The sequence below is a fragment of the Ancylobacter mangrovi genome (assembly GCF_024752335.1).
GTDB classification, from domain to species: Bacteria; Pseudomonadota; Alphaproteobacteria; order Rhizobiales; family Xanthobacteraceae; genus Ancylobacter; species Ancylobacter mangrovi.
This window is the reverse complement of record NZ_JANTHY010000005.1, coordinates 291,244-305,134: the sequence shown is the minus strand read 5'-3', so window position 1 is coordinate 305,134 and position 13,891 is coordinate 291,244. Positions and strand designations below refer to the sequence as shown.

Sequence of the window (13,891 nt, the reverse complement as noted above, 5' to 3'; positions counted from 1 at the left end):
GATGGCGAGCACCGCCGACGAGCGCCCCGCTCCGGAGGCTTTTCTGGAGGAGGCCCGCACCGAGGCGCGCCAGCGCGGCGGCCCCGGCCGGCTGAAGGTCTTCCTCGGCGCCGCACCCGGGGTCGGCAAGACCTTCGCCATGATCGGCGAAGCGCGCGCCCGCCAGCGCGCCGGCGTCGACGTGGTGGTGGCGCTGGTCGAGACCCATGGCCGCGCGGAGACCGCCGGCCTGCTCGGCACGCTCGAGCAACTTCCGCGCCGGATGGTCGAGTATCGCGGGCAGACGCTGAGCGAGCTCGACCTCGACGCGCTGCTCGCCCGCCGCCCGCAGCTCGCCCTCATCGACGAGTTCGCCCACACCAACGCCCCCGGATCGCGCCATCCCAAGCGTTGGCAGGACGTGCTAGAGGTGCTGGACGCCGGCATCGACGTCACCACCACGCTCAACATCCAGCACATTGAGAGCCTCAACGACATCGTCGCGCGCATCACCGGGGTGAAGGTCGCCGAGACGGTGCCGGACCAGGTGCTGCAGCGGGCCGACGATATCGAGCTGATCGACCTGCCGCCGGAGGAGCTGATCAAGCGCCTGAAGGAGGGCAAGGTCTACGTGCCCCATCAGGTCGGGCGGGCGCTCGACAATTTCTTCTCGCGCGGCAACCTGACGGCGCTGCGCGAGCTCGCCCTGCGCACGGCGGCGAGCCGGGTGGACGCGGAGATGCTGGCCTACATGCAGGCCAATGCGGTTCGCGGCCCCTGGCCGACCGAGGAGCGCCTCCTCGTCTGCGTCAACGAGGCGCCGGTCGCCAAGGCGCTGGTGCGGGCGGGCAAGCGCATGGCGGAGCGGGCGAGGATCCCCTGGATCGTCGCCACCGTTCTCACCCCGCGCCACGAGGCGATGCCGGCCGGCGCGCGCGCCGCGACCATGGACGCGCTGCGCCTCGCCGAGACGCTGGGGGCGGAGACGGCGACGCTGCACGCCGAATCCGACGTCGTCGCCGAGCTCCTGCACTATGCGCGGGCGCGCAACGTCTCGCGGGTGGTAGTCGGCCGGGCGCGCTCGCGCGCCTCCTGGCGCGACCGGCTGGTGTTCCTGTTCCGCGAGCACGTCGCCGACCGGCTGCTGGACGAGGCGACCGACTTCGAGGTGACGGTGGTGACCGCCCATGGCCGCCCAGCCCGGCGCGGTGCGGGGCGCGCGCACCTGCTGGAGCCGGACTGGCGCGGCTATGCGCTGGCGGTGGCGGCGATCGCGGTCGCCAGCCTTGCCGCCTGGCCGATCGCCATGTGGGACGCGATACCGGGCGGGGCGATCTCGGCGATCTACCTCACCGCGGTGCTGGTGGTGGGCGCCCGGCACGGGCTGGCGGCCTCGCTGGTGGCGACGGCGCTGGGCTCGATGGCGTACAATTTCTTCTACACCGAGCCCTACTACACCCTCGCGGTCAGCAATCCCGAGGACATCGTCTCGATCCTCGTTTTTCTCGTCGGCGCGGTGTTCACCGGCACGCTGGCCGGCCGGCTGAAGGCGCAGGTCGAGACCGTGCGGGCCGCCCAGAGGCGTACCGAGACGCTGTATGACTTCGCCCGCAAGATCGCTGCGGCCGGCAATTCCGACGACGTGCTCTGGGCCGGCGCCTACCACATCGCGGCGACGCTCGATTGCCAGTCGCTGATCCTGATGCCGGACGCGGCTGGTACGCTCGAGCAGGTGCAGGGCCATCCCACCATCGAGGAGCTGGACGCGGGGGCGGAGGGCGCGGCGCGGTGGGCATTCGAGAAGAACGAGCCGGCCGGCTCGGGCACCGCGACATTGCCGATGAGCGAATGGCTGTTCGTGCCCCTCGCCGCCGGCGAGCGGGCGCTGGGCGTCATCGGCGTGCGGTTCCGCGACCGCAGCCGGGGGCTCGATCCCGAGACGCGGCGGCTGCTACTCGCGGTCGAGGACCAGGTGGCGGTGGCGATCGAGCGGGCACGCCTCGCCGAGGAACTGGCCGATGCCCGCGTCTCGGCCGAGAGCGAGCGCCTGCGCGGCGCGCTGCTCAATTCGGTGAGCCACGATCTGCGCACCCCGCTCGCCACGGTGATCGGCACCGTCTCGACCCTCGCCGAGGACGAGGCCGGGACGCTCAATGCGGCGGACCGGCGCGAACTGGTCCTCACCGCGCTCGACGAGGCGAGACGGCTCGACCGCTACGTGCAGAACCTGCTCGACATGACGCGCCTCGGGCACGGGGCGCTCAGTCCCAAACGCGCGCCGGTCGAGCTCGGCGAGATCGTCGGGCGGGTGCGCAGCGACCTCGCGCGCATCCTCGCCGGGCACCGGGTGGAAGTGGCGATCCCGCGCGACCTGCCCATGCTCGATGTCGACCCGGTGCTGATCGGACAGGCCCTGACCAACGTGCTGGAGAACGCCGCCAAATACGCCCCGCCGGGCACCACCATCTCGCTTTCCGCGCGCGCCGAGGGCGGGGAGGCCGAAGTCACCGTTGCCGACGAGGGGCCGGGCATTCCCGAAGGCGAGCGCGAGCGCGTGTTCGACCTGTTCCACCGCGTCACGCAGGGCGATGCGCGACCCGCCGGCACCGGGCTCGGCCTTGCCATCGTGCGCGGGCTTGTGGAAGCTCATGGCGGGCGGGTGAAGGCTCAGGCCGGGGCCGGCGGGCGCGGTGCCGCCATCACGCTGCGGCTGCCGCTTGCCGCCACGCCTTTGGACGACGGCGCATGACCGAGACCCCTGCCGCGACCCCCTCCGCCCGCATCCTCGTCGTCGAGGACGATGCGCCGATACGGCGCTTCCTGAAGATCGCGCTGGCGAGCGGCGGCTATGACAGCCTCGAGGCGGACCGCGGGCGCGCGGGGATCGAGCTCGCGGCGACCTCGGCGCCCGACTGCGTGGTGCTCGACCTCGGCCTGCCGGATATGGACGGCAAGGCGGTGATCGCGGCCATTCGCGGATGGTCGCGGGTGCCGATCCTTGTCCTGTCGGTGCGCGACGCCGAGGGCGAGAAGATCGCGGCGCTCGATGCCGGGGCGGACGACTACGTGACCAAGCCCTTCGCCACCGGCGAGCTGCTCGCGCGCCTGCGCGCGCTGCTGCGCAATCGCCTCGACCGCGCGGCCGAGCCCGCCGAACAGGTGATCGGCCCGCTCAGCGTCAACTTCGCCAACCGGGCGGTGCGGATGGAGGGGCGCGAGGTGAAGCTGACCCGCAAGGAGTTCGACGTGCTGGCACTGCTCGCCCGCCATCCCGGCCGGCTGATCGCCCACCGCCAGTTCCTGACGACCGTGTGGGGCCCGGCCCATGCCGACGATACCCATTATCTGCGCATCGCCATCGGCCATATACGCGACAAGCTGGGCGACGATGCCGCCGACCCGCGCTTCATCATCACCGAGCCGGGCGTCGGTTACCGGCTGGCCGAGGCGTAGGCAATCCGCTCTGCCGCCGGACCGGCTTTCGCGCCGGTCCGCGGTTTGGCGCTTGATCGCGCCGCCCGAAAAACCGATTTTGCAGGAGCCTCGGGCGATGCGTGCCCGGCAGGCGGGTTTGCGGCCATGCGTCCCCCGCGCGTGGTCAGGATTGATGGGCTCATGGCGAAGCGCCGCAAGGATGAGATCGCCTCGGTTCTCCAGGGTGCCGCCCTGCCGGAGAACGCGGCCGACACGCTGACCAACACGCTGCGCCAGGCGATCAAGCGCGACGTGCTCACCGCAGCGCTGGAGCCGGGGGCGCGCCTGTCCGTGCGTGCGCTCGCCGAGCGCTACGGCGTGGGCGCGACGCCCGTGCGCGAGGCGCTGTGGTGCCTCGTGGGGGAGGGGCTGGTCGTCGCCGAGGCCCAGCACGGTTTCCAGGTCTCGGGCGCCGACAGCAGCCGGCTCGTCCATCTCCTGCTGCTGCGCCGCCGGGTGGAGCCGTGGCTGCTGGCCGCCGCGATGCGCAATGGCGGGCCGGAATGGCTGCGCCGGGTGGAGCGCGCCTTCACCGACTTCCAGCCCTTCGACGCGCAGGTGGGGGACCTCAGGCCGCAGAACGTCGAGTGGGAGCGCCTGCACCGGGAGTTCCACCTCTCGCTCGTCGAGGGCTCGGGCATGCCCGCCATGGTCGACCTCGCGCGCCGCTGGTACGACGAGATCGACCGCTACCGCCGCATCAATGCGCGCAGCCTCTCCGTGGACGCGACCGGCAAGCCCGACCACGAGGCGATGTTCGAGCTGGTGACGAAGGGCGACCAGGCGCGGGCCGTCGCCACGCTGACGCGGCACATCGACGACACGGCCGAGCGCCACATGGTGACGCTGGACGACGCCGATGTGAGGCTGACCGACCTCACATCGGACTGAGCGCCGGCGCCTTCCGCGCGCGCCGGGATCGCGCGCCGCTCACCACAGCCGTTCCATGCCCTCGGCGACGACGGCGGAATAGGGCACGTCGACGTCGAGGATGCCGAGGTCGCGAGCGAAGTCGTTCATGCCGGCGACGAATTCGGGCGTGAGATTGGCCTGGTAGAAGGGAATGTCGCGCCGGATCAGGGCCTCGATCCGCCCGACCTCCTCGGGGAACAGCTTCTCGCCCACCTCCCGCGCCCGGCCGGGATCGGCGATGAGGATCTTCTGCGCGTCGGTCACGGCGCGCACGGCGATCTCCGCCAGCTCGCGATTTTCCGCCAGCAGCCGGTCCGTGGTCGCGAGCGTCGCCATCGTGTAGTTGAACGCCTCCTTCGGCCCGTCGCCGCGGCGCGCGTCGAGCACCAGCGTGCCGACGCCGGTCTCGGTGGCGATCGCCGCGCCCATGCCGTTGGCCCAGAAGCCGTCGACGATGCCCGCCTCCAGCGCGCGGACGGCGGCGAGGCCGAAATTCACCCGCGGCTCCAGCGACCCCGGCGTCGGCGCGATGGTGACGCGGTCGCGCTCGAGATCGATGCCGGAGCGGATCAGCATCTGCTTCAGCCCCATCCCGACCCACGGCGCGGCGCCGATCCGCCGGCCCTTCACCGCGTTCATGTCGCCGCGCGTGGCGCCGAGGGCGGCGTTCATGATGAGGAACCAGTACATGCCCTGGGACTGGGCGCAGAGCAGCTTCACCCCTTCCCAGCGCGGGAAGGCGGAGAGCGCCGAATGGGCGGAGCCGGCGACGATGTCCACCGCCCCCTCGCGCATCGCCTCATAGGCGCGCTCCACCGGGGAGATGAGCTCGATCTCGGCGTCGACGCCATAGGCCGCGAAGCAGCCGAGCTCGACGGCCGCCTCGGCGGGGAAATAGGAGGGGGAGACGAGGTCGGGAATGGCAATCTTCATCATAGCGCACCCGCCTCAGCGGGCCCTCCTGAACAGGGAGCGGAACTTGTCGGCGATGAGGCCGGCGATCAGCGCCAGCGGCCGCAGGGATGCCTCGGGCATGGCCTCGTCGTCCAGTGTGCCGTGCTCCAGCGTCTGCTCGAGCCGCCGGGCGAACTGCTCGGCGAGGCGCGCCATCAGCTCCTTCACGATGCCGCTGCGGCCGAACTGCGCCAGCGGGCCGGCCAGCACCGTCTTCAGCGTGATGTCGATCCGGGTCGCGTCCGGTCCGGCTGCGGCGAGCGCATAGGCGACCTCGGCGCGCGCGGTGGAGCCGCTGAGGCCGTCGCGCCCCGCGCCGTACAGGGTGCCGCGCTGTTCCGCCTCCTGCCGCACGATGCGCGCGGTGCCGGCGAAATTGGTGGCGATGGGCCCGACCTTCACGCTCATGCGCCCTTCCACATGCCCGTCGGACGGGGGCGCGGACAGGCTTGCGCCGGGCATGCAGCGCGCCACGCGCGGAATGTCGCCGAGCACCGCCCAGACCTCGTGGACCGGGCGCCGGACGGTGAAGGACAGCGCCGTCTCCAGATTCGGCTGGCGTCCGCCGAGGCCGAGTTCCCCCGTGCCCGAAACGGCGGCCGGCGCGGTCCCCGCCGCGGGCGTTGCCTGCCGTTCGCTCGCCACCGAGGCGCCCGGGCGGGCACCCACCGGGCCGAGACGGCCGGCGGAGACGGGGGCGGCGCCGCGGCGCTCGTCGAGAACGCGGCAGATGGCGCGCACGATGCCGGCATAGCCGGTGCAGCGGCACAGATTGCCGGACAGTTCCGTGCGCACCTGCGCGGGGTTCGCCTCCGGCAGGCGCAGCACGATGTCCCGCGCCGTCACCAGCATGCCCGGCGTGCAGAAGCCGCACTGGAGCGCGTGCTCCTCGTGGAAGGCAGTGCGTAGCCGGCTCATCACCTGGTCGCCGCCGAAGCCCTCGATGGTGGTGACCTCGGCGCCCTGGCAGTTCACCGCGTAGTTGATGCAGGAGCGCGCCGGCGCGCCATCGATCAGCACGGTGCAGGCGCCGCACACGCCCTGCTCGCAGCGCAGATGCGTGCCGGTAAGGTCGAGCCTGTCGCGCAGGAAATCGGCGAGATGGGTCCGTGGTTCGCAGGCGCCCGCAATGGGGCGCCCGTTCACGGAAAGGCGAATGTCGGTCACGATGGAAGGGCCTTCGAAAACGCTTCTGCCGCTGCGCGGCGCAGGGCCGTCAGGTGGAGCTGCCGGGCGGCGGGCTCGGTAATGCCGGCCTCCGCCAGCAGGGCGGCGATCCGGGCGGTATCGGGCGTGTTGCCGTCGCTGCCGAGCAGGCTCGCCGCGTCCTCAATGACCAGCGGGCGCCCATGCGTGGCGCCGATCAAAGCGCGAAAGACGCCGCGCCCGGGGTCGGACACCACGACCGCGATGGCCATGGCGAACTTGCCCGTCTTGCGCGCGATCTTGACGTGGCCGAAGCGCGCGCCGGGGGACGGCTTCGGGATCACGACGGTCGCGAGGACCTCGTCGGGGGCGAGCACGGTCTCGAACGCCGCCGTCATGAAGTCGGCCGCGGCGACGGTGCGCCGCCCGCGCGGGCCGACGAGCTCGTAGCGCGCGCCGAGCGCCGGCATCAGGTTCACCCAGTCGGCGGCCGGGTCGGCATGGCACAGGCTGCCGCCGACGGTGCCCCGGTTGCGCACCGCACGGTAGGCGATGCCCGCGGCCACCCGCTGCAGCAGCGGGACGGCGCCGGTGTCGATCCGCTGGTCCTCGATATTGGCGGCGGTGATGCCGGCGCCGATGCGCAGCGCGTCCGCCGTCTCCTCGAAGGCGTGGAGCGCCTCGATGCCGGCCACGTCGACCAGCAGGCGCGGCTGCACCAGCCGCAGGTTGAGCATGGGCCCGAGCGACTGGCCGCCGGCGATGAGCTTCGCGCCTCCCTCGCCGGCGGCGAGCGCGGCCGCCGCCTCGCTCACGCTTGCCGGGCGCGTATAGTCGAACGGCGCCGGCTTCATTTCTCGCCCGCCGCCAGTATGGCGCCGAGAATGGCGTCGGGGGTGAGCGGCACGTCGCAGAAGGCGACGCCGAGCGGGCGCAGCGCGTCGTTGACGGCGGAGACGAGGGCCGCCGGTGGCGCCACCGCCCCGCCTTCGCCGATGCCCTTTACGCCGAAGGCGGTGTAGGGGGAGGGCGTCTCCATGTGCAGGATGCGGATGTCCGGCACGTCCGCCGCGCCGGGCAGCAGGTAGTCGAGCAGGGTGGAGGCGAGCGGCTGGCCCTCGGAATCGAAGGGCATCGCCTCGAAGAGCCCGGTGCCGATGCCCTGCGCCGTGCCGCCGGTAATCTGCCCGTCGACGATCATCGGATTGACCAGCACGCCGCCGTCCTCGACCACCACATAGTCGAGGATCTCGACCAGCCCGGTCTCCGTATCGACGGCGACCAGCGCCGCATGGGTGGCGTAGGAGAAGGTGCCGCTGTCGCGTTCGGCGCGGTAGCCGGCGGTGACCTCCAGCCCCGTCGTGTCGACGCCGGGCGGAAGCTGCTGCGGCTGGAGATACCAGGCGCGGGCCACCTCGCCGAAGGAGACGCTGGCCTCGCCGCCGCGCACCATGCCCGCGCCGACCTCGACCGTATCGGCCTCGGCCTGCAGCAGCCACGCGCCGATGGCGCCAATGCGCCGGGCCAGCGCGCGCGAGGCCTCCGCCACAGCCCCGCCGCCCATGACGATGGAGCGCGAGCCCCAGGTGCCGGTGGAGAACGGCACCAGCAGCGTGTCGCCCTGAAACACCTTGATACGCTCCAGCGGCAGGCCGAGGATCTCGTGCGCGATCTGGGCGTAAGTGGTCTCGTGCCCCTGGCCGTGCGAGTGGGTGCCGACGCGGATCTCGAGCTCGCCATCGGCGGTAAGCCTCGCCGTCGCCTGCTCGTAGCCGGGCACCACGGGCCGCCCCCACGAGGCCAGCACCGAGGTGCCGTGGGCGCCCTGCTCGCAGAAGATGGCGAGGCCGACGCCGATCCGCCGCCCGTCCGCTTCGGGCGCCTTCTGGCGCTCGCGGATGGCCGGCAGGTCGATGGCGTCCACCGCGCGGCGCAGGCACTGCGGATAGTCGCCGCTGTCGAAATGCTTCTTCAGCACGTTCTCGAACGGCATGCGCTCCGGCCCGACGAGATTGCGCAGGCGCAGCTCCCACGGCTCGATGCCGGCTTCGACGGCGATGGCGTCGAGCACCGTCTCCAGCGCCAGGCACACGCCGGTGCGCGCCACCCCGCGATAGGGCAGGATCGGGCATTTGTTGCTCGCCACCGCATGGGAGCGGCAGCGATAGACCGGCAGGTCGTAAGGGCCGGGCAGGAGGTTCGCCACCTGCGCCGCCTCCAGCGCCGAGGAGGTCGGGTAGACCGAATAGGCGCCGGCATCGACATGCGCCACGCAGTCGAGGCCGAGCAGCCGGCCCTCGCTATCCGCGTAGCCGGTGATGGCATAGGCATGCTCGCGGCAATTGGCGTTGGCGGTGAGGTGTTCGCGGCAGTCCTCCAGCCAGCGCACCGGCACGCCGAGGCGGCGGGTGAGCCAGGCGAGCGCCACCTCCTCGCGCAGCAGCAGGCCCTTGTAGCCGAAGCCGCCGCCGACGTCGGGCGAGATCACCCGCACCTTGCCGTCGGGCAGGCCGAGGCATTCGGCAAACCCATGCTGCACCACATGCGGCATCTGCGTCGCCGAGATGACGGTCAGGAAATCGAGCCGGGTATCCATATGGGCGAGGACGCCGCGCCCCTCCATCGGGAACATGCAGTGCCGCGCGGTGCGGATCTCGCGCGTCACGGTGATGGCGGCCTCGGCGGCGACCCGGTCGATGTCGCCGCCCGCATCCTCGCTGAAGGTGACGAAGACGTTGTCGCTCCACTCCTCGTGCACGAGCGGCGCGTCCGGCGCCATGGCGCGCGCGACGTCGGCCACGGCGGGAAGCTCCTCATAGTCGAGCCCGACGCGCGCCGCGATGTCCTCAGCCTCGGCCCGGCTCGGGGCCACGCACATGGCGATGATCTCGCCCACATAGCGGATCTTGCCGCTGGCGAGCACAGGCTCGGAGGAATGCTTGAAGCCGGGCAGGGCGGTCGCCGCGCGGATCGGCTTCACATCGGCCAGATCCTCTGCCGTGAACACCCGGCCTTCGAGGTCCGCCGGCACGTGCACCGCCTTGAGCCGGGCATGCGCCACCGGGCTGCGCACGAAGGCGACCTCGAGCGTGCCCGGCAGGCGGATGTCGGCGACATATTGGCCGCGCCCTTCCAGGAAGCGCGCGTCCTCCTTGCGCAGGACCGCCGCGCCCACGCCCGAGGCGTCGGCGCGCGCATGTCCGCTTCGTTCCATGGACATCGAACGTCAGGCCTTCCTGGGCATGTACTTCTCGGAGCGCGCCTCGATCGCCGACCACTGGGCGTCGTCCACCTTCACCGAGCCGACGAAGGCGTTGGTGAAGAGCTTGTCGGCAGGGGGCAGGTTCTCCACGCCCATGTAGTTCTTCACCGTGTCCATGGTGGCCTGGATCAGCGCCGGGTCCATGTAGCCGAGCCCGTTCGCCTTTACCGAGGGGACGAGACCAAGGGCGGTGCTGACCGCCTGGCCGTATTCGACCACCTTCTCGTTCATGGCGTTGCCGCCCTGGAACTCCTTCACGCTCTCCATGTGGAGCTGCACGGACTTCTCGGGGTTGAGGTAGACGTATTTCAGCCCGTCCATCATGCCGTCGACGAAGGCCTGGCAGAGCTCGGGCTTGTCCTTCACCGTGGCTTCGCTGGCGGCGAGCACGTTGGAGAAGGCCTTGATGCCGTAGTCCTCGTAGAAGATCGAGTTGATCTCGAGCCCGTTGGCCCACAGGCTCGGGGCGATGGAGCCGTAGAAATTGCCCTCGGCCTTCACCTGCTTCTCCACCAGCACCTTGATCAGGGCGCCGGGGTCCATGGTGACCTTGGTGACCTTCTTGTCGTCGATGCCCGTCGCCTTGACGAAGGCCGGCCAGAGCTGGAAGTCGCCCGAGCTGACGTTGAAGGCCACGCGCTCGCCTTCGAGGTCCGACGGCTTGGTGATGCCGTATTCCTTCAGCGAGAAGATGCCGATCGGGCATTTCGGCCAGATGCCGGCGATGGCGGTGAGCGACAGGCTGCGCGCGGCGCAGTTCATCATCACCGCGAGGTCGAGGATGCCGAACTCGTACTGGCCCTGGTCGACCGGCACGCACACCTTGCCGGAGCCGAAGCCGCGGTCGATGGTAACGTCGAGCCCGCGCTGCTCCCAGAAGCCCATCTTCTTGGCGACGAAGGCATAGGAGAAGGTGCCGAGTGGCAGCCAGGGCAGCGTCAGCTTCACCGGCTGCAGCGATGCCGCGCGAAGGATCGTCGGCATGGAAAGACCGAGCGCGGAGCCTGCGCCTGCGGTGCCTGCGAATTTGAGAAAGGAACGCCGGTCGACGGTCATGAAAGCTCTCCGGGTGCGGGCAGGAAATCTGGGGGGCGCGGCAGGGCGCGGGCGATCTCGAGCGGCAGCATGGCGTGCACGCCACGATTGCCGTTGACGAACTGGGTGATGCGAAGGTCCGCCGCGACGCTGCCGAGGCGGTAGGCGTCGTGGAAGGAAAGGCCGGCTTCCTCCATCAGGGCGATGAGCGCGCGCATGGCGAGCCGCGCCGCGTCGTCGAGGTCTTCGTGGAAGGCCATGGCGAGCAGGTGCGTGGGCGTGACCGCGACCGGCCATTCGACGCTGCGCCCCTTGAGGAGGGAGAGGCGGAAGCGACCTTCCATGCTGGTCTCGATGGCGGTCTGGTTGATCTCGCCGTCGCCCTGCGCGGCGTGGCCGTCGCCGGCGCTGAAGAGCGCGCCCTCGTTCCACACCGGGAGCAGTACGCGCGTGCCCTTCACCAGTTCCTTGTTGTCGAGATTGCCGCCGTGCCGGTTGGGCGGGCGGCTGTCGAGCCGGCCCCATTCGGGCGGCGGCGCCACCAGGAGCTGGCCGAAGAAGGGGCGCGTGGGAATGCGGATGCCGCTCGCCACCTCGACCAGGCCGGTGTCGAGGTCGGTCGGCATGAAGGTGGTGCGCTGGGTCGGCTGTTCCTGCGGGAACATGCCTTTCATCGGGCTGACGATGTTGTAGCCGTAGGGTTGGGTCAGGCGGATGTCGAGAATGTCCACCACCAGCGTATCGCCGGCCTTCGCCCCGCGCACATGGACCGGACCGGTGAGGATGTGCGGGCCGGTGCCGCGCGGGGCATGGGCGTAGATGTCCGCGATCCCCGCCGGCAGCCAGTGCGCGGGCACCGCGTCGTCGGGATCAGCCGAGACGCTGGAGATGACGATCTCCTCGCCCGGATCGACTTCCATGACCGGCGGCAGGCACGCGTCGTGGAAGCCGAAATGGACGGTGGAGGGCGTGGCGTCGAGATGCTTCATCGCCGCTACACCTGGCCGCCCGAGCCGAACTCGGATGTCGACTGCCAGTAGACGGTGAGGCGCTCGGCCTCGGCGATCAGCCAGTAGAGCACGAGGCCGGTGAGGCTCAGCGCGGTGATCGCCGCCATCATCAACGGCGTGTCGAGCAGGCCGCCGGCGAACTTGATCAGGTAGCCGATGCCGTCCTGCGAGGCGACGAACTCGGACACGATCACGCCGATGATGGCGAGCGTGATGGAGATCTTCATCCCCGAGAAGATGAAGGGCAGGGCGTGCGGCATCTGGATCTTCCAGAAGATCTGCCAGCGCGAGCCCATATAGGTGCGGGCCATGCGCAATATGTCCTCGTCCACCGACTGGAAGCCCATCGCGGCGTTGATGGTCATGGGGAAGAAGGCGACCAGCACCGCCAGCATCAGGCTCGACGTCATGCCGGTGCCGAACCACACCACGAACAGCGGCGCGATCGAGATCTTGGGCACCACCTGGGAGACGACGATGGTCGGGTAGAGGGTCTTGCGCAGCAGCGGCGAGGTGGTGATGAGCACCGCCACCAGCACCCCGCCCACCGCCGAGAGCGCGAAGCCGGTAAGCGTGAGGTAGAGCGAGGGCCACAGATGGGTGAGGATGAGATCGTAGCGGGTGACCATCACCTCGATGATTTCCGAGGGTGGCGGCAGGATGATGCTGCGGATGCCGAGCGCCCGGGTCGCCACCTCCCACAGGACGAGCAGGCCCACCGGCACCGCCAGCGGCCAGACGAAACGGTCAAGGAGCGTCCGCATGGCTCGCCTCGATGCTGCGGCGCAGGCGCCTGACATAGCCGTTGAAACTCTCTTCTTCCGTCATCGCGATGTGGCGCGGCCGCGGCAGGTCGATGGTGATGTCCTCGACCAGGGTGGCGGGCCGCCGCCCCATCACCAGCACGCGGTCGGACAGGAAAGCGGCCTCGCGGATCGAATGGGTGACGAACACCACGGTCTTGCGGTTGGCCTGCCAGATGCGCAGCAGCTCGACCGACATGTCGTCGCGGGTAATGGCGTCGAGGGCGCTGAAGGGCTCGTCCATCAGCAGGGTGGACGGGTTGTGGATCAGCGCCCGGCAGATCGCGGCGCGCTGGCGCATGCCGCCGGACAGCTCCCGCGGCAGGGCGCCGGCGAAGTCGGCGAGCTTGGCCATGGCGAGCAGCTCCATCGCCCGCTCGCGGTACTTCGCCTTCGACAGCTTCAGCAGCTCGACGGGGAAGAGCACGTTGTCGAGCACCGTGCGCCAGGGCAGCAGCACCGGGCTCTGGAACACCACGCCGACATCCGCGCGCGGCCCGGTGACGACTTCGCCGTTCACCCGGATCTCGCCGGAGGTGGGGCGCACCAGCCCGGCGATCATCATCAGCAGCGTGCTCTTGCCGCAGCCGGAGGGGCCGAGCAGGCTGACGAAGGCGCCGTCGCCGATGTCGAGCGAGATATTGCGGATCGCCTCGAGCTGGTTGAACACCTTGCGCACGCCGGAGAGGCGCACGAGCGGGGTGCCGGTCGCGGGACCGGGCGGGGCAGACAACGGGTCGGCGGGGGCCGGACTCGCCGCGGCGGTCCGGCCATTGGGCTGTGAAGGCATCATGTTCCACGAAAGCGGGAATGCGGGTTCGCCCCTGGGTTAGCAGCAATCGTGCCAGCAGCCGGAAAACGGCTCAGGATGTGGGCGTAAGATATTGGATATGAACGGTTATATGGCCGACGGCATTGGCGGTTCGGCGGCCGAAATGTGCTGGTATGCTGTGCACAAAGCTTGAGCGCGGCAAACGGTGGCTTGCGAACTAAAATATTTGCTATGACAATGACTTAGGTCAATCGGCCGCAATGGATGCGAGGGGCTGTCGATAATTATCGATAATTCGAGACGTGGGTCCGGCCGGGCCATGCGTCTCGCCCGGGACGTCAGCCCTCCGCGCTGAAAGCCGGCGCTGCGGGCGCGCGGCGTGATTGCTCAATAGCTAAGGGAGTGCCCGGCGCGAAACTCCGCCATCCGCGCCGCTCACCTCAGCCGCTTCGGCCGCGTCCTCTCCGGAATGCATGACGGTCAAGCGCGCGGCACTTCGCCGACATTCTCGATAATGAGCGCGTGATGGGCAGCCGGTGCCCGC

11 protein-coding genes and 1 pseudogene are annotated in these 13,891 nt (G+C 70.4%); 3 read left to right on the top strand and 9 right to left on the bottom strand.

Annotated features, from left to right (window positions below; genetic code table 11):
- The first annotated feature begins 1 nt into the window (after position 1).
- The 3 genes from NVS83_RS14845 (at position 2) to NVS83_RS14835 (ending at position 4,344) form a co-directional block, all read left to right on the top strand.
- On the top strand, positions 2-2,728 hold the full coding sequence (locus tag NVS83_RS14845; RefSeq protein ID WP_258740007.1) for an ATP-binding protein: 2,727 nt from the start codon (positions 2-4) through the stop codon (positions 2,726-2,728).
- A complete protein-coding gene (locus tag NVS83_RS14840; RefSeq protein WP_258740006.1) occupies positions 2,725-3,432 on the top strand; it encodes a response regulator in 708 nt (235 codons plus the stop codon). The genes NVS83_RS14845 and NVS83_RS14840 overlap by 4 nt, the downstream gene beginning before the upstream one ends.
- 162 nt (positions 3,433-3,594) lie before the next feature.
- Positions 3,595-4,344 (top strand): GntR family transcriptional regulator, encoded by a 750-nt coding sequence (locus NVS83_RS14835; RefSeq protein ID WP_258740005.1) that lies wholly within the window; start codon positions 3,595-3,597, stop codon positions 4,342-4,344.
- Between the two features lie 39 nt (positions 4,345-4,383).
- Here the strand turns inward: NVS83_RS14835 and NVS83_RS14830 are convergent, their stop codons facing one another.
- The 9 genes and pseudogenes from NVS83_RS14830 to NVS83_RS14795 form a co-directional block, all read right to left on the bottom strand.
- Positions 4,384-5,301, bottom strand: coding sequence for an ABC transporter substrate-binding protein (locus NVS83_RS14830; protein WP_258740004.1), 918 nt, complete (start codon positions 5,299-5,301; stop codon positions 4,384-4,386).
- A gap of 12 nt (positions 5,302-5,313) precedes the next feature.
- Entirely contained in the window at positions 5,314-6,486 is a 1,173-nt protein-coding gene (locus NVS83_RS14825; RefSeq protein WP_258740003.1) for a xanthine dehydrogenase family Fe-S subunit, read from the bottom strand.
- Positions 6,483-7,319, bottom strand: coding sequence for an FAD binding domain-containing protein (locus NVS83_RS14820; protein ID WP_258740002.1), 837 nt, complete (start codon positions 7,317-7,319; stop codon positions 6,483-6,485). The genes NVS83_RS14825 and NVS83_RS14820 overlap by 4 nt, the downstream gene beginning before the upstream one ends.
- A complete protein-coding gene (locus NVS83_RS14815) occupies positions 7,316-9,679 on the bottom strand; it encodes a xanthine dehydrogenase family protein molybdopterin-binding subunit (RefSeq protein ID WP_374115072.1) in 2,364 nt (787 codons plus the stop codon). Before NVS83_RS14815 ends, NVS83_RS14820 begins: the two co-directional genes overlap by 4 nt.
- A 12-nt stretch (positions 9,680-9,691) precedes the next feature.
- On the bottom strand, positions 9,692-10,711 hold the full coding sequence (locus NVS83_RS14810) for an ABC transporter substrate-binding protein (RefSeq protein WP_258740000.1): 1,020 nt from the start codon (positions 10,709-10,711) through the stop codon (positions 9,692-9,694).
- Positions 10,712-10,783, bottom strand: a pseudogene (locus tag NVS83_RS23555) (twin-arginine translocation signal domain-containing protein); the annotation flags it as partial.
- The gene (locus NVS83_RS14805; RefSeq protein WP_258739999.1) at positions 10,780-11,751 is read right to left on the bottom strand and encodes an acetamidase/formamidase family protein; all 972 of its coding nucleotides are present in this window, start codon (positions 11,749-11,751) and stop codon (positions 10,780-10,782) included. The pseudogene NVS83_RS23555 and the gene NVS83_RS14805, both read right to left, overlap by 4 nt.
- A 5-nt stretch (positions 11,752-11,756) precedes the next feature.
- Entirely contained in the window at positions 11,757-12,536 is a 780-nt protein-coding gene (locus NVS83_RS14800; RefSeq protein ID WP_258739998.1) for an ABC transporter permease, read from the bottom strand.
- Positions 12,520-13,365 carry an ABC transporter ATP-binding protein gene (locus tag NVS83_RS14795; protein ID WP_258739997.1) on the bottom strand — a complete coding sequence of 282 codons (846 nt, stop codon included), beginning with the start codon at positions 13,363-13,365 and terminating at the stop codon, positions 12,520-12,522. Before NVS83_RS14795 ends, NVS83_RS14800 begins: the two co-directional genes overlap by 17 nt.
- Positions 13,366-13,891 lie beyond the last annotated feature (526 nt).